The sequence below is a fragment of the Rhizobium mesosinicum genome, assembly GCF_019511345.1.
In the GTDB taxonomy this organism is placed as follows: domain Bacteria; phylum Pseudomonadota; class Alphaproteobacteria; order Rhizobiales; family Rhizobiaceae; genus Rhizobium; species Rhizobium mesosinicum.
In genome coordinates this window covers 334231-355245 of sequence record NZ_JAEUAK010000004.1, presented here as the reverse complement: position 1 = coordinate 355245, position 21015 = coordinate 334231, and the positions used below count along the sequence as shown (strand labels likewise).

At 60.3% G+C, this 21015-nt stretch carries 17 protein-coding genes and 2 tRNA genes; 10 read left to right on the top strand and 9 right to left on the bottom strand.

All coding sequences use genetic code 11. The annotated features are described in order from the left end of the window. Positions 1-7: 7 nt before the first annotated feature. Positions 8-92: transfer RNA gene (locus JNB85_RS12580), tRNA-Tyr, on the bottom strand. Positions 93-295: 203 nt separating this feature from the next. Here JNB85_RS12580 and rlmB point away from each other — a divergent pair. Together rlmB and JNB85_RS12570 are read left to right on the top strand one after the other, a co-directional pair. Next, the gene (rlmB, locus tag JNB85_RS12575) at positions 296-1186 is read left to right on the top strand and encodes a 23S rRNA (guanosine(2251)-2'-O)-methyltransferase RlmB (protein WP_220334669.1); all 891 of its coding nucleotides are present in this window, start codon (positions 296-298) and stop codon (positions 1184-1186) included. 171 nt (positions 1187-1357) lie between these two features. Further along, entirely contained in the window at positions 1358-1516 is a 159-nt protein-coding gene (locus tag JNB85_RS12570; RefSeq protein ID WP_007823983.1) for a hypothetical protein, read from the top strand. A 459-nt stretch (positions 1517-1975) separates the two neighbouring features. Here the strand turns inward: JNB85_RS12570 and JNB85_RS12565 are convergent, their stop codons facing one another. Further along, positions 1976-2323, bottom strand: coding sequence for a hypothetical protein (locus JNB85_RS12565; protein ID WP_220334668.1), 348 nt, complete (start codon positions 2321-2323; stop codon positions 1976-1978). 107 nt (positions 2324-2430) lie between these two features. Then, positions 2431-2506: transfer RNA gene (locus tag JNB85_RS12560), tRNA-Thr, on the bottom strand. 261 nt (positions 2507-2767) lie between these two features. Between JNB85_RS12560 and JNB85_RS12555 the strand changes: the two genes are divergently transcribed. Genes JNB85_RS12555 through JNB85_RS12545 form a run of 3 tightly spaced genes read left to right on the top strand, consistent with a single transcriptional unit; the run spans position 2768 to position 5127 of the window. Continuing rightward, on the top strand, positions 2768-3541 hold the full coding sequence (locus JNB85_RS12555) for an NAD kinase (RefSeq protein ID WP_220334667.1): 774 nt from the start codon (positions 2768-2770) through the stop codon (positions 3539-3541). 25 nt (positions 3542-3566) lie between these two features. After that, positions 3567-4076, top strand: coding sequence for a hypothetical protein (locus tag JNB85_RS12550; protein ID WP_223216487.1), 510 nt, complete (start codon positions 3567-3569; stop codon positions 4074-4076). A 31-nt stretch (positions 4077-4107) separates the two neighbouring features. Then, a complete protein-coding gene (locus tag JNB85_RS12545) occupies positions 4108-5127 on the top strand; it encodes an alpha/beta hydrolase family protein (protein WP_220334665.1) in 1020 nt (339 codons plus the stop codon). Positions 5128-5178: 51 nt separating this feature from the next. Here the strand turns inward: JNB85_RS12545 and prfB are convergent. The 3 genes from prfB to JNB85_RS12530 form a co-directional block, all read right to left on the bottom strand. Then, positions 5179-6310 (bottom strand): peptide chain release factor 2 gene (gene prfB / locus JNB85_RS12540; protein ID WP_220334664.1). Its coding sequence is split into 2 segments (ribosomal slippage): positions 5179-6240 and positions 6242-6310, totalling 1131 coding nucleotides; the frame shifts between segments, so codons are not numbered across the junction. A 120-nt stretch (positions 6311-6430) separates the two neighbouring features. Beyond that, the gene (locus JNB85_RS12535) at positions 6431-8890 is read right to left on the bottom strand and encodes a penicillin-binding protein 1A (protein ID WP_220334663.1); all 2460 of its coding nucleotides are present in this window, start codon (positions 8888-8890) and stop codon (positions 6431-6433) included. Positions 8891-9158: 268 nt separating this feature from the next. Then, positions 9159-10283, bottom strand: a complete 1125-nt coding sequence (locus JNB85_RS12530; protein WP_420852267.1) for an N-acetylmuramoyl-L-alanine amidase — start codon at positions 10281-10283, stop codon at positions 9159-9161. A 755-nt stretch (positions 10284-11038) separates the two neighbouring features. Here JNB85_RS12530 and JNB85_RS12525 point away from each other — a divergent pair. Continuing rightward, entirely contained in the window at positions 11039-13891 is a 2853-nt protein-coding gene (locus JNB85_RS12525; RefSeq protein ID WP_220334661.1) for an Rne/Rng family ribonuclease, read from the top strand. A 105-nt stretch (positions 13892-13996) separates the two neighbouring features. On the opposite strand, the gene JNB85_RS12520 is transcribed toward JNB85_RS12525, so the two are convergent. Then, entirely contained in the window at positions 13997-14614 is a 618-nt protein-coding gene (locus JNB85_RS12520; protein ID WP_220334660.1) for a GNAT family N-acetyltransferase, read from the bottom strand. Beyond that, positions 14614-16272, bottom strand: a complete 1659-nt coding sequence (locus JNB85_RS12515) for an acyl-CoA dehydrogenase family protein (RefSeq protein WP_220334659.1) — start codon at positions 16270-16272, stop codon at positions 14614-14616. The genes JNB85_RS12520 and JNB85_RS12515 overlap by 1 nt, the downstream gene beginning before the upstream one ends. A gap of 282 nt (positions 16273-16554) precedes the next feature. Between JNB85_RS12515 and JNB85_RS12510 the strand changes: the two genes are divergently transcribed. From JNB85_RS12510 to dprA, 4 genes are read left to right on the top strand one after another with little or no spacing between them, the layout of a single operon-like run. After that, a complete protein-coding gene (locus JNB85_RS12510; RefSeq protein WP_220334658.1) occupies positions 16555-17511 on the top strand; it encodes an aspartate carbamoyltransferase catalytic subunit in 957 nt (318 codons plus the stop codon). Further along, complete coding sequence (locus JNB85_RS12505) at positions 17508-18800, top strand: dihydroorotase (RefSeq protein WP_220334657.1); 1293 nt, start codon at positions 17508-17510, stop codon at positions 18798-18800. Before JNB85_RS12510 ends, JNB85_RS12505 begins: the two co-directional genes overlap by 4 nt. Before the next feature lie 54 nt (positions 18801-18854). Beyond that, positions 18855-19475, top strand: coding sequence for a glycerol-3-phosphate 1-O-acyltransferase PlsY (gene plsY / locus JNB85_RS12500; protein WP_220334656.1), 621 nt, complete (start codon positions 18855-18857; stop codon positions 19473-19475). Beyond that, the gene (dprA, locus tag JNB85_RS12495) at positions 19475-20623 is read left to right on the top strand and encodes a DNA-processing protein DprA (protein WP_220334655.1); all 1149 of its coding nucleotides are present in this window, start codon (positions 19475-19477) and stop codon (positions 20621-20623) included. Before plsY ends, dprA begins: the two co-directional genes overlap by 1 nt. Here the strand turns inward: dprA and JNB85_RS12490 are convergent. Next, complete coding sequence (locus JNB85_RS12490) at positions 20603-20809, bottom strand: hypothetical protein (protein ID WP_220334654.1); 207 nt, start codon at positions 20807-20809, stop codon at positions 20603-20605. The two genes, dprA and JNB85_RS12490, sit on opposite strands and share 21 nt — an antisense overlap. Positions 20810-21015: the final 206 nt, after the last annotated feature.

The window sequence follows — 21015 nt, the reverse complement described above, 5'->3', positions numbered from 1 at the left end:
TGACGAATGGTGGAGAGAGTTGGATTTGAACCAACGTAGGCTGAGCCAACGGATTTACAGTCCGTCCCCTTTAACCACTCGGGCATCTCTCCAGTTATCGTCCGGATCGTAAAGACCAAGTTCGTCAGACCTTGAAGCGTTGCCGCCCCGTCGTCTGCGCCGCGTATATGACCGGACGATTTCAGTCTGTCAACACGATGACAATGGAAAAGACAGGAAAAATTTCATCGCCTGTTGAAAGCCGGCACATGAAAGAAAGCCTATGCGGCAACAGGCGCCATCGTTATAAAGCCGCATGAGCAAAGATAAGAAATCCGGCGGCACGCCCGTTACCGACAAGTCCGCAAAGGACACGCATTACGCAACGTTGAGGCGCGCGCACCGTGACGCCAAACGCGAACGCGGTGAAATCCCGGCACCCGCGCCACAGAAACGCAAGCGTGGCGGAGACGATTGGAAGCCGCCGGCGCTCGCCCCCGACCAGGTCTTCCTCTACGGCCTTCATACCGTTCGTGCCGCGCTTGAAAATCCTGAGCGCAAGAACATCAGGCTATCGGTGACGCAGAACGCGCTTGCGCGATTGGAGATCGATCCTGATGCTATCGGCATTCCCGTCGAAATGGTTTCGCCGCAGGATATCGACAAGGTGCTCGGCCCCGAAGCGATCCATCAGGGCGTGATGCTGGAGACACGCCCCCTGCCCGTCCGACGGCTGGAAGCACTGAAGGACAGCCCTTTGCTTCTCGTGCTCGACCAGGTAACCGATCCGCACAATGTCGGCGCCATCATGCGATCGGCCGTCGCCTTCAATGCGGGCGCCGTTATCACAACGCAGAGACATAGCCCGACCGAATCGGGCGTGCTTGCCAAATCGGCTTCCGGCGCGTTGGAACTCATACCTTATATACAGATCACCAATCTCTCGGATGCGCTCGGCGAATTGCACAAGCTCGGCTTCTTCACGATCGGGCTCGATTCGGAGGGACCGGCGCCGCTGGAGGGCACGTTCTCAGGCGGTCGAATCGCGCTGGTGCTCGGCTCCGAAGGCAAAGGCCTGCGTCAGAAGACGCGGGAGACCGTCAGCGCGCTCGCTCGGCTCGATATGCCCGGCGCCATCAAATCGTTGAACGTATCGAATGCTGCGGCGATTGCCCTTTATGCAGCAGGGCTGCACCTGAAGGCGTAGGCCACAGCCGGCAGATCACTATTGATATGTCGCGGAGAGAGGGAATGATGACCGCAATCGCGGTTGACCCCCCTCGCCCCTGGTCCATATTCCAACTTGGAGAGAGCTTGCCGGTCACTATCATCGGCAATGCATTCACCTTTGGGGCGCAGGCAAAAGGAAATCCGCATTATGGCATTTCGACCGCTGATCTTCGGCGTGCTGTTCATCGCGGTCCTGGTCATGGTCATTTTGAGCATCACCTGGGTGGACAAGTCTCACCCGATCCGCCAGCCGGATCCCCTGGCACCGTCGACGACGCCATCAAATCCACCTCCATCCGTGCAATAGCCGATCGAGCGTGAACGAGCTCGCACGGAAGTGACTGCAAATCGCCTCACCGGAAGAGGCGCAGAACACTTTCCTCGATATTGCGGAGCAGTTCTGTTCGCTCGGCACTATCGTCGCCGATGGCATTCCGATTTACGACACCGCGCAGAGCGTTGAACAGGAATATGGCGGTAATGCGGGATCCCGCAGTGACCAGGCTCGCTCACGGCTTCCTGCTGCAAGCAATTGCTGGAGATTATCGATGAGGATGTTGCTCGTAAAAGAGAGAGGTCAGGAGTGCTTTTGCAGACATGCCGAACTCCGTCGCGACAACTGACAATATAATATCTTAAGTTATTGACTGGTAGTCAGTCGATAAAATTTGAAGTGTGTGAATGCCAGATAAAAATCCCGCCGCAAACTCGAAGGTTGCGGCGGGTTTTTATGAAGAGTTGGAAAACAGCTTGCCTCGGTGAGCGATCAGCTCCGGTAGAGCCAATAGGGTCCGTCATGATGGCGACGCCAATAATGACGCTCGCGCCAACGCTCTTCACGCCACGGGCTCCAGCGGCGTTCATAGCCCCAGGCCGGACCCCAATAGCGACGTTCACGCCATTCGCGGCGCTCGCGCCAGTCACGGCGATCACCCCAATCGCGGTCGTCCCGGTCTCGGTCGCCCCAATCTCGATCACCGCCGCGAACCTGGACCACATCGCTCTGCAGCGGGGCTGCCGGACGGTCGAGAGGGATGGCGGCAGCCGGAGCAACGGCGGAAAACAAAGTACCGGCCGAAAGGGCGGCTGCTAGGAGAAGGCTGGAGATCCTCATGGCTCACTTCCTCGTTTCTGATGAAGCGAGGATGGCCTGATGCTCCTGAATCGCCGCTGAAGCGACCCTTCAGTCTCTGTTCATCTGATGGAACGGCTGAGAAAATCTGGTGCCCCCGGCAGGGTTCGAACCCGCGACCCCCTGATTACAAATCAGGTGCTCTACCAACTGAGCTACAAGGGCAATGGCTGCGAAGTAGCAGATTCTGATCTTTTGTAAAGAAAATTTGCCATTTCCGGCAGCCCTGCGAAGCTATCCACAGCGGGTTCTCGATCAACGCCGCGGTTGGGAAAGCCCGCTGGACTCATGTGGACGTGTTCATCATCGAAATCACCGGCCGATCTGTCTGGGCGATAAGATCACCGAACTTGACCCGCAATGCAAAACGTCTTGTCGTACGAGCCCTTTATCCTTTACCTAGAGCAGCATAACAAAGGGCATTGTATGGGCCGTTCATTTCAGACGCTTTCTTTCATCGCCTCGCCGACCACGGAAGCACTCGCCGCGCGAGACGAATTGATTCGCCTTTACGGCGACGTGCCCGCAAACCAGGCTGATGTCATCGTCGCACTCGGCGGCGACGGCTTCATGCTTCAGACGCTGCACAGCACGATGAACAGCGGCAAGCTCGTCTACGGTATGAATTGTGGCTCGGTCGGCTTTCTGATGAACGATTACAAAACCGCAGACCTGCATGACCGCATCTGCGCCGCTGTCGAGAATGCCTTTCATCCGCTGAAAATGACGACATCCAATGCCGACGGCAGCAAGTCGTCCGCGCTTGCAATCAACGAAGTCTATCTTTTCCGCCAGTCCTATCAGGCAGCGAAACTGAGGGTAGAGATCGACGGCCACGTACGGCTGGAGGAGCTGATCTGCGACGGCCTCATGGTGGCAACGCCTGCAGGCTCGACCGCCTACAATCTTTCGGCCCACGGTCCGATCCTGCCGCTTGACGCCCCCCTGCTCGCCATGACGCCGGTCAGCGCCTTCCGCCCCCGGCGCTGGCGCGGAGCGCTGCTTCCCAACCGGGTCACGGTGGACATTCATATATTGGAAGCCGAGAAACGGCCGGTGAATGCGGTTGCCGACAATACGGAGATCAAATCCATACTGCATGTACGCATCGCCCAGTCCGAGGACATGACCGCACGCATCCTTTCCGATCCTGACCGCTCCTGGTCAGACAGGATTCTGGCAGAACAATTCGAGGATTGAGATGACGGCGATGCGGCAAGCATTTATGACGGGCCTCCTTGTTTCGGGGTTGGCGATCGCCGCCGAAGCTCAGACCGTGCATGAGGATATTCTGCCGGCTTCGATCATCTTCGCGACCAGCACCGGCTATTGGGAAGACGATGGCAATTCGCTGCCGGTCGAGCGCGCCCCGACAACCATGCAGAGCGTCGGCACCCAAAATGTAAGCAAGGGGAATGCCAAGCAAGAGCAGCGGCACGGCTATTACAAGCTTTTCGCTGTCCGCCAGCCGGACAAGACCTCCAAGGTCTTTCTGCAGCAGATCGCGCAGAGCGATGCCGGTCCTGCGATCATCTCGACGGTCGAACTCCAGGAAATCAGCGACCTCAAACCCTATGTCACCGACATCAGACCTGAAAATTCGAGCGGCCTCATCAAGGAACCGGGCCTTTTTGCCACGGTCTATCTGAAGTCCGATCCAGCAGCCGAATCCGATGGCTGGACGGTGCTGATCGACGAACTCGGGGACATTACCGTGGAGAAGGCGACCAACTGAGCGTCGCAGGTCCATTCATTGGAGCTAAGCCATGAAACTCGGCTTTCGCGAAGGCGTTCTCCACGACGAGACGCGGCCGGACTGGAACGAGACCGGCCCAAGACCTGTCCGCTGGTCTCTCTGGTATCCGGCAGCCGAGGGATCGATCGAAACCGAAATCCCGGGACGAAGCTGGTTCCGAAGGGCCGCGGTCGCCTGCGACGCACCCGTTCAGCCGGCGACGAGGCCCTACCCGCTGGTCCTGCTGTCGCACGGCACCGGCGGCTCGGCTGCAGGGCTGGAATGGCTCGCCCGCCGCCTGGTCAATCGTGGATTTATCGCGCTTGGCGTCAACCACCACGGCAATACCGGCGGCGAAGCCTATCACGCCGAGGGCTTTGCCTGCCTCTGGGAGCGAGCGTCCGATCTGAGCCTCACGCTCGATTACCGAAAAGACTGGCAAGGTGATCTTGCCGGGCATATGGATACCCGGAGCATATTTGCCGCCGGATTTTCAGCAGGAGCCTATACGGTGATGCTGCTTCTTGGCGCGGTCGCGCAATTTTCGCAGTTCGAGCAATCCAGGTTGAAGCCTGGAGGGCCGCGCGGCCCAAGGGAATTTCCCGACCTTGCCGATCATATTCCGTCGCTGCTTCGCACCAGCACGGCATTTCGCGATTCATGGTCGCGGATGTCGCAATCCTATCGCGACGACAGGATCAAGGCTGCGCTGGTCTGCGCGCCGGGAAGATCGGTGCGTGGCTTCAGCGAAGAGAGCCTGAAGGCGATCGATAGGCCCGCCCTCATTCTGGTTGGCGACGCCGACGACACGGCCCCTGTCGAAGAATGTTCAAAATGGCTGCATGCGCGGCTTGATCGGAGCACCTTCAGAATGCTTCCGGGCGGGCTTGGGCACTATGTCTTTCTGCCAGAGGGCAGTCCGTTGGGCCTTTCGTTTGCGGAGCACCTCTTCACCGATCCTGCCGGCATCGAGCGTGCGGCTGTCCACGATGAGATCGCCGAGCTATCGGGAGCATTCTTTTACGGAATAGACATTCCGGCGGGCGTTTGAAAAGAAAAAGCCCCGTTTCCAGGGCTTTCTATCTCAATCTGTCCTTGCCGCTTAATCGACGTCGTCGACGACAGCATCGGCTGCGCCACTGATGCGGTGAGCAAGTGCCGCTTCCATGAACTCGTTCAGGTCACCATCGAGTACGTCATCGGGAGCAGTGCTCGCGACGCCGGTACGCAGGTCCTTCACGAGTTGGTAGGGCTGCAGAACGTAGGAGCGGATCTGGTGACCCCAGCCGATATCCGTCTTGGAAGCGGCTTCGGCGTTAGCGGCCTCCTCGCGTTTCTTCAACTCGGCTTCATACATGCGGGCACGCAACATTTCCCACGCCTTGGCGCGGTTCTTGTGCTGCGAGCGCTCCTGCTGGCAGGCGACGACGATACCGGTCGGAATGTGGGTGATGCGCACGGCCGAGTCCGTCGTGTTGACGTGCTGGCCGCCGGCGCCCGACGAACGGTAGGTATCGATGCGGCAATCGCTTTCGTTGATCTCGATGTTGATCGAGTCGTCAACGACCGGATAGACCCAGATCGACGAGAAGGACGTATGGCGGCGCGCATTGCTGTCATAGGGCGAGATGCGCACGAGCCGGTGCACGCCCGATTCCGTCTTCAGCCAGCCATAAGCATTGTGGCCCTTGATCAGCAGGGTCGCGGACTTGATGCCGGCTTCTTCCCCGTCATGGACTTCCAGAAGCTCGACCTTGAAGCGCTGGCGCTCGGCCCAGCGGGTGTACATGCGCAGAAGCATGTTCGCCCAGTCCTGGCTTTCCGTACCGCCGGCACCGGAATGGACTTCGAGATAGGTGTCGTTGCCGTCCGCCTCACCCGACAGCATGGCTTCGACCTGCCGACGGGCAGCCTCGGCCTTCAGGCTCTTCAGCGCGTCTTCGGCTTCCTTAACGATGCTCTCGTCGCCTTCTTCCTCGCCGAGTTCGACAAGCTCGATATTCTCGGAAAGCTGCTGCTCCAGTGCCCGGACTCCGTTGATGCCGTCATCGAGCTGCTGGCGCTCGCGCATAAGCTTCTGGGCTTCCTGCGCATCATTCCAGAGGTTGGGGTCCTCTGCCTTGTTGTTCAACCAGTCCAGTCGTCTTACCGCCTGATCCCAGTCAAAGATGCCTCCTCAGCAGGGTGATAGCCTGCTTGGTTTCATCGACTATGTTCTGGATTTCCGCTCGCATTTTCCTGCTTCTTTGCTTCGGTATTCTGTGAGTGCCGGGGTATTCTGCAAGGCTCGTGACATAGAGACGCCCGCCGCGGATGTAAAGAGCCGTGGCGGGCGCAAAGAAAATCCGTCTCAATCAGAACAGGCCGGGCGTGTTGGTCTGGACCGCCTGGTTTGCCTGGGGCGACGTGCGCAGGATTTCTTCCGGCGCCATCGTGCCGTCCATGCCGATGACAGAGAAGCTGTCAGCCGGGCCGGTGCCTGGTTTGAAGGCCTCGATGATGGTGCCCGGCTCGCCGTCGACAGCCGCCATGCCGGTCTTGCGGTTGATCGCGATCATATTCATGCCGGCCGGAACCACGAATTTGGATTCCGGCATGTCCTTGACGGCCGCCTGCATGAATTCATTGAAGATCGGCGCTGAGAGAACGCCACCCGTACCGCCGCGGCCAAGCGGTGCCGGCGTATCGAAGCCCAGGTAAAGGCCCGCAACCAGATCGGGCGTGAAGCCGACGAACCAGGCGTCCTTCTCATCGTTGGTCGTACCCGTCTTGCCGGCAACATCGCGGCCCGAGAGATCGACCTTACCGGCAGCCGTACCACGTTGGATGACGCCCTGCATCATAGAGGTGATCTGGTAGGAGGTCATCGGATCGAGAACCTGTTCGCGGTTATCGACGATGTTGGGTTCTTCCTGGTTCTGCCAGTCGCCAGCGTTGCAGCCTTCGCAGAGACGCTCTTCATGCCTGAAGATCGTCTTGCCGTAACGGTCCTGGATGCGGTCGATCAGCGTCGGCTTGATCTGCTTGCCGCCATTGGCGATGACCGAGTAAGCCGAAACCATGCGCAGCACCGTTGTTTCGCCCGAGCCGAGCGACATGGCGAGCAGCGGCGGCATCTTGTCATAAATGCCGAAGCGCTCGGCATATTCGGCAACGATATTCATACCGAGGTCATTGGCGAGGCGCACTGTCATAAGGTTGCGCGAATTTTCGATACCGGAGCGTAGCGTCGAGGGACCGCTGACTTCGCCGCCGTAGTTTTCCGGCCTCCAGACCTGACCGCCCGAAACGATTTCGATCGGGGCATCCATGATGACGGAGGCGGGCGTGTACCCGTTATCCATGGCGGCGGCATAAACGAAGGGCTTGAAGGAGGAGCCTGGCTGGCGCATGGCCTGCGTGGCGCGGTTGAATTCCGACTGGGCATAGGAGAAGCCGCCGACCATGGCGAGAACGCGGCCGGTCTTCGGGTCCATGGCGACGAGACCACCCTGTACCTTCGGCGGCTGGCGCAGGCGGTAGGAGGTCGAATTGTCGCCGCCGAGGCGCTCGACGTAAACGACATCCCCTGCCGAGAGGGCGCCGACCGGCGACTTCGTCGTCTTGCGGTCGCCGGCGGCGGAGCGGAATGCCCACTGCATATCCTTGGCTGCAATCGAACCGCGCTCGCGTTCGGCTGCGACTTTGCCGCCTCCATCCTTGGGTGGCTGCAGGCCGATGTCGACGCTGTCATTAGAAACGGCGAGCACGACCGCCAGTCGCCATTCCGGCACGTCGGAAAGAGCGGGTACTTCGGCGAGCGCCGGACCCCAGTCGCCAGACGTGCTGATCTGCTTGATCGGGCCGTGGAAACCACGACGCTCGTCGTAATTGGTCAGGCCATCCTGCAGTGCCTTCCGCGCAAAGAGCTGCATCTGCGGATCGAGCGAAGTGCGCACCGAAAGGCCGCCTTCATAAAGCGATTTCTCGCCATACTGATCGATAAGCTGGCGGCGGACGGCCTCGGCGAAATAATCAGACGCGAAAAGAGACGGTCCGCTGTTGCGGGCGGTGACGCCGAGCGGCTGCTTCTTGGCATCCTCGCCGTCGCTCTGGCTCACATAACCGTTCTCGACCATGCGGTCGATAACCCAGTTGCGGCGCTCGAGCGCAGCCTCCGGATGACGAAAGGGATGGTAGTTGGCCGGGCCTTTCGGCAGCGATGCGAGATAGGCGGATTCGGCGACCGTCAGCTCAGTGACCGACTTGTTGAAATAAGTGAGCGAGGCACTGCCGATACCGTAGGAGTTCAGGCCGAAAAAGATCTCATTGAGGTAAAGCTCGAGAATCTTGTCCTTGCTGTAGGCCTGTTCAATGCGGAAGGACAGGATCGCTTCCTTGATCTTGCGGTCAATCGTCTGGTCGGAGGTCAGAAGAAAATTCTTCGCCACCTGCTGGGTAATCGTGGATGCACCGACCGGCCGGCGTCCGGAGCCGAAATTCTGAAGATTGACGAGGATGGCACGGCCAAGACCGGTGAGATCGACGCCGGGATGGTTGTAAAAATTCTTGTCTTCGGCCGAAAGGAAGGCAGCCTTGACGCGGTCCGGGATGGCCTGGATCGGCAGGAAAAGGCGCTTCTCCTTGGCGTATTCGGCCATGAGCGCACCGTTACCTGCGTGAACGCGGGTGGTAACTGGGGGCGCATAGCTGTTGAGCACCGCATAGTCAGGAAGATCCTTCGCGACATTAGCAAGATAGACGGCAATAACAGCCGCAGCACCCAGGAACAGGACGCAGGCTATCCCGAAGAAATATCCAAGAAGTCTAACCATATTTTTCAGCTACCGGTATTTCTAATCATTAGATCGGCGCAGCCGCACAATCGCACAGATCATGTCTCTTTGCACGCTGCGCGGCTTACTCCATGCGCGTGGGCGCTACAAGCCGATTTCGTCTCACTTACGCGAAACTTATAGAGCGGAGTAACGGCGCGAATGTGAGCAAAATAGGGCCTGGTCTGCCACTTTCGCCTCCCTTTGGGCAGGGACGCGGGTTTCGGCCGAGGTGTCACTTCCGGGCAACGCCCTGGAGACGCAGAGCCTAACCGCCGTTCGCCATTACACTCGCGCGATAATGCTTCACCGCATCGGTCAAGAGATCAGCCATCTTCAACCGCCAAGCATCATCAAGCAGACGCTTTTCGTCCTCGACATTGGAGAGGAACCCGAGTTCGAGCAGGATCGACGGAACGTCCGGCGCCTGCAATACGCGAAAACCGGCGTGGCGATGCGGGTTATTGATCGTGCCGATTTGATCTTTGAAGGATGCGAGTACGCTTTCGGCAAGCGAGATCGAGAACGCCTGCGTCTCACGCCGCGTCAGGTCGAGAAGGATATCTGCGACTTCAGGCGGCTCGGTTACCGTCTCCTTGCCGGCAATCTGGTCCGAAAGGTTTTCGCGTTCTGCGAGATCGGCGGCGAGCTTGTCCGAGGCCTTGTCGGAAATCGTATAGACCGTCGCGCCGCGTATATCTTTCTGCTTCAGCGTATCTGCGTGCAGGGAAATTAAGAGCCCAGCATGGTTCTGCCGGGCGATCAGCACACGCTGCGACAAAGACAGGAATTCGTCATCGTCGCGCGTCAGGAAAGCCTTGATGCCCGGCTCCTTGTTCAGGCGATCGGCCAGCGCCTTGGCGAAGGCGAGCGTCACCAGTTTTTCCTCGGTCTTCGTATCGACGCCGATGGCCCCCGTGTCGATACCGCCGTGGCCGGCATCGACGGCAATGACGAAATCCCCGGGTGCTGCCTTTTCCGGCTGGGGAATGGCGCTCGTCGTCTCAGCCGCGCCGGACTGGTCGTTCCAGGACTGGGTCTTCACCAATTCGGCGAACTTCTGCTTGTCGATCATCTCGGCATCGAGCACCAGCCGGTGGCCATTGCCGCTCTCATCCGTCTGCACCTTGGCAAGGGCGAGCTGGACAGGGCGCGCCGCCGTCAACACGATGCGGGCGCTTCCTTCATCCATGGCGCCATAACGGATGTCCTTGAAGAGGCCGCGCGCCTCCAGGTCTTTGGCGGGAAAGCCGAAAGCGGTTGCGGGCAGGTCGACAACGATGCGCTCGGGATTGGCGATGTAGTGGACGGAAAAACGAGGCTCACGGTCGAAATCGATGACGATGCGGGTTCTCGCTTCATCGCCGACTATACGCGCTCCGTAAGCCAGCAAGGAATTCTTTGTACCGGCTGCGCTGCCAGGAACCGCGCAAAGCGATGCGAAGGCGAAAAGCCACCCCGCAAACCCCAGTTTTCGCCCTGCCGACAACTCCGCCGCGATTCGAAACCTCTTAAACAATAGCCCGCCACACCCTATTTATTCCTGCGATGGACCTTACATCGTCCCTGCGAACGCCCGCTAGAGGCGAGCGAGCGCACCGACCCGCGAATCGGGATCGCCTATCCCCGACAAGTTTATGCGATACGAAATCCATCAATATTATGGCACATTTGGCTTTTCCCTTGCTATTGTGACAGAGAAAACATACAACGAATTTTAGGGTAAAAGTGTTGACGGGATAGAGTCGCCGCGAGGCAGCCAGCCGACCCCGGACCTGGCGCTACAACCGGTAATCGTCCGCCGTCTAATGCATTTTTACCCGAGAACTGGATCCTGATTTTCCGGCCTCATGCTGGGATTTCATCGGTGGATCAGCCACCACGCTCTCAGGGAGCAAACTCATCGGACCCGAAACGGGTCTTCGTCATTGTCGATCACGCTTGGTTGTTGATGGTTTCGCAGCAGGTTTTATCTGAAGTGTACAGCCCCCGGAACAAAACGGTTCCGGCTGCGGTCTGGCTGCTGCCCTCTCCCTCGCACCAATCGCGACTTTCATTATCCGGCGCGGCCACGGCGGACCGCATTCTTCCTGTGTCAATAGCAGTCGGGAATGCGCTCTCGCGGCCTCGCCGAGGAGCTCAGCTTACATGGCAGACAAAATGCTTATCGATGCGTCTCACGAGGAAGAGACGCGCGTCGTTGTCGTTCGCGGGAACCGCATAGAAGAATTTGACTTCGAATCGCAGCACAAGAAGCAGATTCGCGGCAACATCTATCTTGCAAAAGTAACGAGGGTCGAGCCCTCGCTGCAGGCCGCTTTCGTCGATTATGGCGGCAACCGGCACGGCTTCCTGGCCTTTGCCGAAATCCATCCCGATTATTACCAGATCCCGCTTGCCGATCGTCAGGCCCTGCTTCGCGCCGAAGCCGAGGAGCATCGCCGCGACGAGGATGTCGAGCATGTAGAGACCGCTCCGGTCGTCGATCTCTCGACACAGGAACAGCCCGATATCGGCATCGTTCCGGTCGAACAGCCCGAGGCATCTGCTGCGGAAGATGTAGCAGCACACACCGAAGAGGCTGCGCCCGTCGCTGAAGAAGCCCCGGCCAAGAAGCCTCGCGCCCGCCGCAGCCGCAAGAAGGCAGCCGAGCCGGTTGCTGAAGAAGCGGCGGCGCCGGAAGCATCGGTCGCAGACAACGATGACGAAGGTTCGACGGGCGGCGAGATGGCCGCGATGGTCGAAACCGATACCATCTCCGAGGATGTCGACGTTTCTAAGCGCCGTCAGGATGACGACGACGATGACGACGACCATGGCGAAGAGGAAGTCATCGAATCGGTCGGCGCCGAAGACGCGATGGAAGAGGTCCCGGACCGCGTGCAGCGCAAGCCGCGCAAGCAGTACCGCATCCAGGAGGTCATCAAGCGCCGCCAGATCCTGCTGGTGCAGGTCGCCAAGGAAGAACGCGGCAACAAGGGCGCTGCTCTCACCACCTATCTTTCGCTCGCAGGCCGCTATTCGGTTCTGATGCCGAACACGGCGCGCGGCGGCGGCATTTCCCGCAAGATCACCAACCCGCAGGACCGCAAGCGGCTGAAAGAAATCGCCCGCATGCTCGAGGTGCCGCAGGGCATGGGCGTGATCCTGCGCACGGCCGGTGCGAACCGCACCAAGGTCGAGGTCAAGCGCGACTTCGAGTATCTGATGCGCCTGTGGGAGAACGTCCGCACGCTGACGCTCGCCTCGACGGCACCCTGCCTCGTCTACGAGGAAGGCTCGCTCATCAAGCGTTCGATCCGCGACCTCTACAACAAGGATATCGGCGAGATCATCGTCTCCGGCGAAGAAGGCTATCGTGAAGCGAAAGACTTCATGAAGATGCTGATGCCGAGCCATGCCAAGGTGGTCCAGCCCTATCGCGACATCCATCCGATCTTCTCTCGCTCCGGCATCGAGGCGCAGCTCGATCGCATGCTGCAGCCGCAGGTAACGCTGAAATCCGGCGGCTATCTGATCATGAATCAGACGGAGGCGCTGGTTTCGATCGACGTCAATTCCGGCCGCTCGACCCGCGAGCACTCGATCGAGGACACGGCTCTCCAGACAAACCTCGAGGCTGCAGACGAAGTCGCCCGTCAGCTTCGCCTTCGGGACCTTGCCGGGCTTATCGTCATCGACTTCATCGACATGGAAGAAAAGCGCAACAACCGCGCTGTCGAGAAGAAGCTGAAGGAATGCCTGAAGAACGACCGCGCCCGCATCCAGGTCGGCCGCATCTCACATTTCGGCCTTCTGGAAATGTCGCGCCAGCGCATCCGCGCTTCCGTTCTCGAATCGACGACGCAGGTCTGCTCGCATTGCGGCGGCACCGGCCATGTCCGTTCGCAGTCCTCGGTCGCTCTGCATGTGCTGCGCGGCATCGAGGAATATCTGCTTAAGAACACGACGCACAATATCACCGTGCGCACGACGCCCGATATCGCGCTCTATCTGCTCAACCATAAGCGTCAGACGATCGTCGATTATGAAGCCCGCTTCGGTGTGGCGATCATCATCGATGCGGACGGCTCGGTGGGTGCTCAGCACTTCGCGATCGATCGCGGCGAGCCGGTCGAAAATCCGGTCAAGATCGAAAGCCTCTTCAACTTCGCCGCCATCCCCGACGACGATGATGACGATGTCCTCATCGAGCATGACGAGGAGGAGGACGAAGAGCTCGAAGAAAAGCCTGTTGCCGCCGAGCGTCCGGCCGCCCGCGCAGAGAGCGAAGGCGAAGGTGGTCGCAAGCGCAAGCGCCGCCGCCGCCGCCGTGGCCGCAACGGCAATGGTGAGCAGCAGGTTGCTGTCGACGCAGTCTCCGGCGAGGCTGACGATGGCGATGAGGGCGAGGACGAAGGCAGCGAGGGCGACAGCGACACCGCCGAGGCACCGGCCGAGGCCCGCGCCGACAGCGAAGACTCCCAGCGCCGCAAGCGCCGCCGTCGCGGCAAGCGTGGCGGTCGCCGCAATCGTGGTGACGAAGGCGCTGAGACCAGTGCAGCTGCAGAAGACGGTGAGGCGGATGAAGGCGATGATAGCGCCGGCGGTGAAGCGCCCGAAACGGAAGCAGACGTGATCGAAGTCATCGCGGCAGAAACCGTCGAGAGCCAGTCTGCGATGGCTGCGATCGAAGGCAGCGAAAGCGTAGCCGAGGAGGTCAAACCGGCCCGCGGCCGTGGTCGTCGCAAGGCCGCAGCACCCTCGCCCGTCGAAGAGCCCGTTGTTGAAGTGCCCGTCACTGAGGCGCTCGTCGTCGAGGCAGAGCCGGAAGCAGCGGAAGCTTCTGCGGATCTAGCGACGCCGGCACAGGAAGAGGCAAAGCCTGTTCGCGCCAACCGCGGCTCCAATATCTCGTCCTCCGAACCGACGGTCACCTCCACCCGCACCGAGGGTGCGGAAGCCGAGGGCGAAGGCAAGCCGAAAAAGGCTGGCTGGTGGCAGCGTCGTGGCTTCTTCTGAAAGCTGATTTTCGGCGATAAATGACATAATCCGGCTGCGGCAACGCGGCCGGTTTTTTTTGCCGTCGAATGAGGGGTGCTCAGCCCGTGGCAAACAAGGGCTAGGTTAGAGCGTGCGGCCGAACCAGACGGAGGTTTCCGCTTCCGGGACGAGAGGCGGGAGCAAACGCTCGAAACCGCGGGAGGACCAGAAGCGCAAGCCACCCTGGTTGTCGGCATTGACGCCGAGGTGAACGCCGCGCACACCTGCCTGACGCGCTTCAGATATCCAATGCTCCAGAAGACGGCTTCCAACACCCTGCCCCTGCAGGCGCGGCATCAGGTTCATGTGGATATGGGCCGGATAGGCCTCGACGATCTCGGCCCACATCGTGTGCGGATGATGGATCGCAAAGCTGCGGCGCTCGTCGGCCGTCCATCCAGAGGGATCGCCAGCCGGATCGGCATATTGATCGCGCAGCGCGGACCACCATTCGCGTTCAAGCCGCCTTTCGAAGGCGGCTGTATCGTAGGTGCCGACGATATAGCCGGCGATGCCCAGTTCATCCCCCGCAATGAGGGTCATTTCCGGGTTGAGCACGACATAGGGCGCAGAATAGATATGGCCGACAAGGCGGCCATCACGGTAGAGGTGGCTCGCATCCTGACCGCCATCGCCGGTCGCTAGCGAAATACCGTAGATCTGATCGAGGTCGCCCTGCCGTGCGTTCCGAAACACCTGCATCAGGCAGCTGGCGGGTAAAGCAGGTCGACGATATAGCTCGCGTCGAAGCGGGAATCGAGCATGCCGTAAGTCGAGCGCCAGCCGCCCGCGAGGCGGGTCTCGATGAAGGCGTCGGCAATGCGCCCTGCCCCGAGCCGATAGAGCTCGGCGGCACCGGCAACGAGAGCCAACTGCTCGACGAGCAGGCGGGCAGCGCCCTCATCCTGTTCGCAAAGCGCGATAGCAGCGCGCAGCACATCGATCGTCTTCTTTCCGGCCGGACCGAGATCACGCGCAAAACCGGCAAACACCGTCTCGAACAGATCCTTGCCGCGGTTCAGCACACGCAGCACATCGAGCGCCATGACGTTGCCCGATCCTTCCCAGATTGCATTGACCGGTGCTTCGCGATAGTGGCGGGCGATCGGGCGTTCTTCAATGTACCCGCTGCCGCCGATGCATTCCATCGCCTCGTAGATCAGCGACGGGGCGATCTTGCAGCACCAGTACTTGGCGACCGGTGTCATGACGCGGGCATAGGCGGCATCTTCCGCATTGCCGCGCGCCTTGTCGAAGGCGTCGGCCAGACGGAAAGAAAGAGCCGTGGCGGCTGCCACATCGAGCGCCATGTCGGCGAGTACGCGCGTCATGATCGGCTGGTTGACCAGCATCTTGCCGAAGACGCTGCGACCGCGCGTATGATGCACCGCCTCGGCGAGCGAGGCGCGCATGATGCCCGAAGAAGCCAGAGCACAGTCGAGCCGCGTCAGCGTTACCATGTCGAGAATGGTGCGGATGCCGGCATCGGGGCCGCCGAGAAGGAAGCCGAACGTATCGGTGAATTCCACTTCGGACGAAGCATTCGATCGGTTGCCGACCTTATCCTTCAGGCGCTGGAATTGCAGGCCATTGGCGGAACCATCCTCAAGCAGGCGCGGCACCAGGAAGCAACCCATGCCCTCCTTGGTCTGCGCCAGCATGATGAAGGCGTCGCTCATCGGCGCGGACATGAACCACTTGTGGCCGGACAGCCGGTAAATGCCTTCGCTGATTTTTTCGGCCGCGGTCTTGTTGGCGCGGACATCCGTGCCGCCCTGCTTTTCCGTCATGCCCATACCGATCGTCACGGCCGATTTCTGCATGGCCGGACGGTTGGACGAGTCATATTTGCGTGACAGGATCTTCGGCGCCCAATCCTTCTGAACGGCCGGTGAAGCCGAGAGCGCGGCAACGGATGCGCTTGTCATCGTCAACGGGCAAAGATGGCCGGATTCGAGTTGCGCCGTCAGATAGAAACGGGCCGCGCGAATGTGGTGGGCCTGGCCCTTGGCCTCCGTATCGGCCTGCGGATCCCAGACGGAAGAATGCAGGCCGGATGCCATGGAACGACGCATCAGCGCATGCCAGGCGGGGTGGAATTCGACGATATCGAGACGTTCGCCGCGCGGCCCGTGGGTGCGCAACTGCGGCGTGCCCTGGTTTGCCATGCGCGCCAGTTCCTGCGCTTCCGGGGAGGTGGCGAAGCGGCCCATGTTTTCAAGGTCTTCACGGATAGTGCGCGGCAGCGTTGCGGTCAGATCGACGATCAGCGGATCGGATCGATAGGCGTTGATTCCCGACCAGAGGCTCGGCTGGTTGAGTTCGGCGAGTTTGTCTTCAGTCCGGTTTGCGGAGGTCATCGTTCGCTTCTATTTCATGAACCCGGCAAAGGGAAACCGGAAGTTAGTGATTCGCAGATTTCTGCTCTGCAGCGCCGCGCGTCTTTCAGACGTGCGAAAGACGCTGTAGCACTTTTAATTGCTGCATAATTTTATCCTTAAATCGATTCCGATTTAATGAATCATGCAGTAGCGGGATTCGACGGAAAATGCATGGGGAACATAGGATTTGCGTGCAGCACAAGCTTGCCCCTTCCCCCCGCACTCTTTATAGACCCCGCGAAGACAATAAGAGGCAGGGTCATGGTCTTTTTCCCCCACCGCCACCTCATTGGCATCAAGGGCCTCACCGAGCAGGATATTACCTATCTTCTCGACAAGGCCGACGAAGCCGTCAAGATCAGCCGGCAGAGAGAGAAGAAAACGTCGACCCTTCGGGGACTGACGCAGATCAACCTCTTCTTCGAGGCATCGACACGAACGCAAGCCTCCTTCGAACTCGCCGGCAAGCGCCTCGGCGCCGACGTGATGAACATGTCGGTCGGCAACTCCTCGGTAAAGAAGGGCGAGACGCTGATCGACACGGCGATGACGCTGAACGCGATGCGGCCGGACGTCTTAATCATCCGCCACTCCAGCGCCGGTGCCGCGGCGCTTCTCGCCCAGAAAGTCTCCTGTTCCGTCGTCAATGCCGGCGATGGCCAGCATGAACATCCCACGCAAGCGCTGCTTGACGCGCTGACGATCCGTCGTGCCAAGGGCCGGCTCTCGCGGATCATCGTGGCGATCTGCGGCGACGTGCTGCATTCGCGCGTGGCGCGCTCGAACATCCTGCTTCTGAACGCTATGGGCGCCAGGGTGCGCGTTGTCGCTCCTGCCACGCTGCTGCCGGCCGGTATTGCCGAGATGGGTGTTGAGGTCTTCCATTCGATGAAGGAAGGGCTGAGGGACGCGGATGTGGTGATGATGCTGCGGCTGCAGCGCGAGCGCATGTCCGGCGCCTTCGTGCCATCGGTGCGCGAATATTATCATTTCTACGGCCTCGACGCGGAAACGCTGAAGGCAGCGAAGGAAGATGCGCTGGTCATGCATCCGGGACCGATGAACCGCGGCGTGGAGATCGCCTCCGAGGTCGCCGATGGCCCGCAGAGCGTGATCGCCGAACAGGTGGAAATGGGGGTCGCCGTACGCATGGCCGTCATGGAGGCACTGCTCGTTTCCCAGAACCAGGGTCCCCGCACCGCAGGAGTGGGCGCATGAGCAATCTCGTCCTCAAGAACGTCCGCATCATCGACCCTTCCCGCAATGTCGATGAAATCGGCACTGTTATCGTCAAGGACGGCCTCGTCGTCGCGGCCGGCAAGGATGCACAGAACCAGGGCGCGCCAGAAGGTGCTACCGTGCGCGATTGCACCGGCCTCGTCGCAACGCCTGGCTTGGTGGATGCGCGCGTCCATATCGGCGAACCGGGGGGCGAGTATCGCGAAACCATCGCTTCGGCAAGCCGGGCTGCGGCTGCGGGCGGTGTGACCTCCATCATCATGATGCCAGATACGCATCCCGTCATCGACGACATCGCGCTCGTCGAGTTCGTCAAGAAGACGGCACGGGATACGGCCGTCATCAACGTCTACCCGGCAGCAGCCATCACCAAGGGCCTTGCCGGCGAGGAGATGACGGAAATCGGTCTCTTGATGCAGGCGGGCGCCGTCGCCTTCACCGACGCGCATTCCACCATCTCCGATACGCAGGTGCTGCGCCGGGTGATGACCTATGCACGCGAATTCGGCGCCGTCATTTCCTGCGCCACGCGTGACAAATATCTTGGCGCCAATGGCGTCATGCATGAAGGCCTGCTTGCAAGCTGGCTCGGCCTATCCGGCATTCCCAAGGAAGCGGAGCTGATCCCGCTCGAACGCGACCTGCGCATCGCGCAGCTGACGCGCGGCAATTACCACGCGGCGATGATCTCAGTGCCGGAATCGGTCGAGGCGATCGAGCTTGCCCGCTCGCGCGGCGTGAGGGTCACCTGTGGCGTCTCGATCAACAATCTGGCGCTGAACGAGAATGACATCGGCGAATACCGCACTTTTTTCAAGCTCTATCCGCCATTGCGCTCCGAAGACGACCGGGTTGCAATGGTGGATGCGCTGGCAAAAGGCGCGATCGATATCATCGTCTCATCGCATGACCCGCAGGATGTCGATACGAAGCGCCTGCCCTTCGCCGAGGCCGAAGATGGTGCGGTCGGACTGGAGACGATGCTTGCGGCAGCACTACGGCTTTATCACAGCGAGCAGGTCAGCCTGATGCGGCTGATCGATGCGATGTCGACGCGACCGGCGCAGATCTTCGGCCTCGATGCCGGCACGTTGAAGCCCGGCGTCAAGGCCGATATCGCGCTGATCGATCTCGAAGAACCTTGGCTTGTCTCCAAGGACATGCTTCTCTCCCGCTCGAAGAATACGCCGTTCGAGGATGCACGCTTCAGCGGGCGGGCCGTTGCGACCTATGTCGGGGGCGCACTGGTTCACGCATTGCAGGACTGAGGGCTGCCCTGCCCTTCCGGGGCATTCTCTCGGCAAAAGACTTGGGGAACAAAAATGATATCTGATCTTGTCACCTGGCAGATTACCCTGCCTCTGGCGCTTGCCGCCGTCGCCGTTGGCTACCTGCTCGGCTCGATCCCATTCGGTCTTATCCTCACGCGCGCCGCCGGCCTCGGCGACGTGCGCAGTATCGGTTCCGGCAATATCGGCGCGACCAATGTCCTGCGTACCGGCAACAAGAAGCTCGCGGCGGCTACGCTTCTGCTCGATGCGCTGAAGGCTGCCGCGGCGGCCTGGATCATGGCCTATTTCGCGGGAGAGGAAGCGGGCATCATCGCCGGCTTCTTCGCCTTCATCGGCCACCTGTTCCCGGTCTGGATCGGCTTCAAGGGGGGCAAGGGTGTTGCCACCTATATCGGCACGCTGCTCGGCGTCGCGCCCCTCATGGTGCTGCTCTTTGCGGTCGTCTGGCTAGGGACGGCCTTTATCAGCCGCTACTCCTCACTTTCTGCTCTGATTGCGATGATTGTCATTCCGGTTGCATTGTGGATATTGGGCGACGAAAAGGTTGCGGCGATCATGGCGATCATGACCGTCATCTCCTACTGGAAGCACAAAGCCAATATCACTCGCCTGATAAGCGGGACGGAAAGCAAAATCGGGGCTAAGGGGTGATGGACGCGCTCAGCGCAAGGCCAAAAGGAACTGCGCTGACGGAGAGGCAGAGGATCGCCTGGCTGAGGCTGATCCGCTCCGACAATGTCGGCCCCGCGACCTTCCGCGATCTCATCAATCATTTCGGCTCGGCGGAGGCAGCACTTTCCATGCTGCCGGAATTATCGGCACGCGGCGGCGCCACCCGTTCGATCCGCATCGCCACCGAAGCCGAAGCGCACCGCGAACTCGAGGCGGCGCAGCGCTTCGGCGCCCGCTTCGTCGGCATCGGCGAGCCTGATTATCCGCAGGCGCTCCGCCAGATCGACGGCGCGCCGCCGTTGCTCGCGGTCAAGGGCGATCTTTCCGTAGTAAGCAGACCGGCGGTCGGCATCGTCGGTTCGCGCAATGCTTCCATCAGCGGCGCGAAATTCGCGGCGATGATTGCCCGAGACTGCGGCCGCGCCGGCTATGCCATCGTCTCCGGCCTTGCCCGCGGCATCGACACGGCCGCCCATAGGGCGAGCCTCGATACCGGCACCATTGCCGCAATGGCCGGAGGGCTGAACCAGCCCTACCCGCCTGAAAATGTCGGACTGCTGGAGGAGATATGGAATGGCAATGGGCTTGCCGTCAGCGAGATGCCTTTCGGCTGGGAGCCGCGTGCGCGTGATTTTCCTCGTCGCAACCGGTTGATTGCGGGCATCTCGCTCGGCGTCGCGGTCGTGGAGGCAGCGGTTCGCTCCGGTTCGCTTATCACGGCTCGGATGGCTGGCGAATTCGGTCGGCTGGTTTTTGCCGTGCCAGGTTCGCCGCTCGATCCGCGCTGCCATGGCACGAACGGCCTTCTGAAGGACGGGGTAATGATCGTCACTTCGCCCGAGGATGTCGTGGAAGCGCTGGCGCCGCTCTCTCAGCCCGATCTTTTTTCCATGCCATCAGCCGAAGAACCGAAGCGCGAAGGCGGCAGGATGTCGCTTCCGCCCGACGAAACGGATCGCTCTCTCGTCATAGATGCGCTCGGTCCGACGCCGGTGGAGATCGACGACATCATCCGCCATACCGGTCTCTCGGCCTCTGCCGTCTATCTTGTTCTTCTGGAGTTGGATATGGCCGGGCGGCTTCATCGCCATGCCGGCGGGCTGGTTTCAGTTTCTATGACCGACTGAGCCGCTGTCGATGCGTGACTGCAGATCCCCGGCTTCGACATAGGCCATTTCGATGAGATAGCAGAGCATCTCCGCATTTTCGCGTTCCGCCATCTGGTGCAGTTCTCCGAGCATCTGCCGGATGAAAGCAACCTTCTCACACGATGCCTCGAGATCGGTGTTCTTTTCTGCAACCTTGGGGGCCATAATTGTCTCTATGAAATTGAAGAGGGCTGCTTTACCAAGGAGCCGGGACCACACTTCAAAACGATAGCTCAATCATCCTGAATTGCAACAGATTCAAAATCTCGCTGTGGTTGCAGCGCGCGCCAAAGAGGTAAAATTGAAGCAAACCTCTTGACCGGAGCGAATTCCCTGTCCATGTCGGAGGGCCGGTATTCATGTTGCAGTGC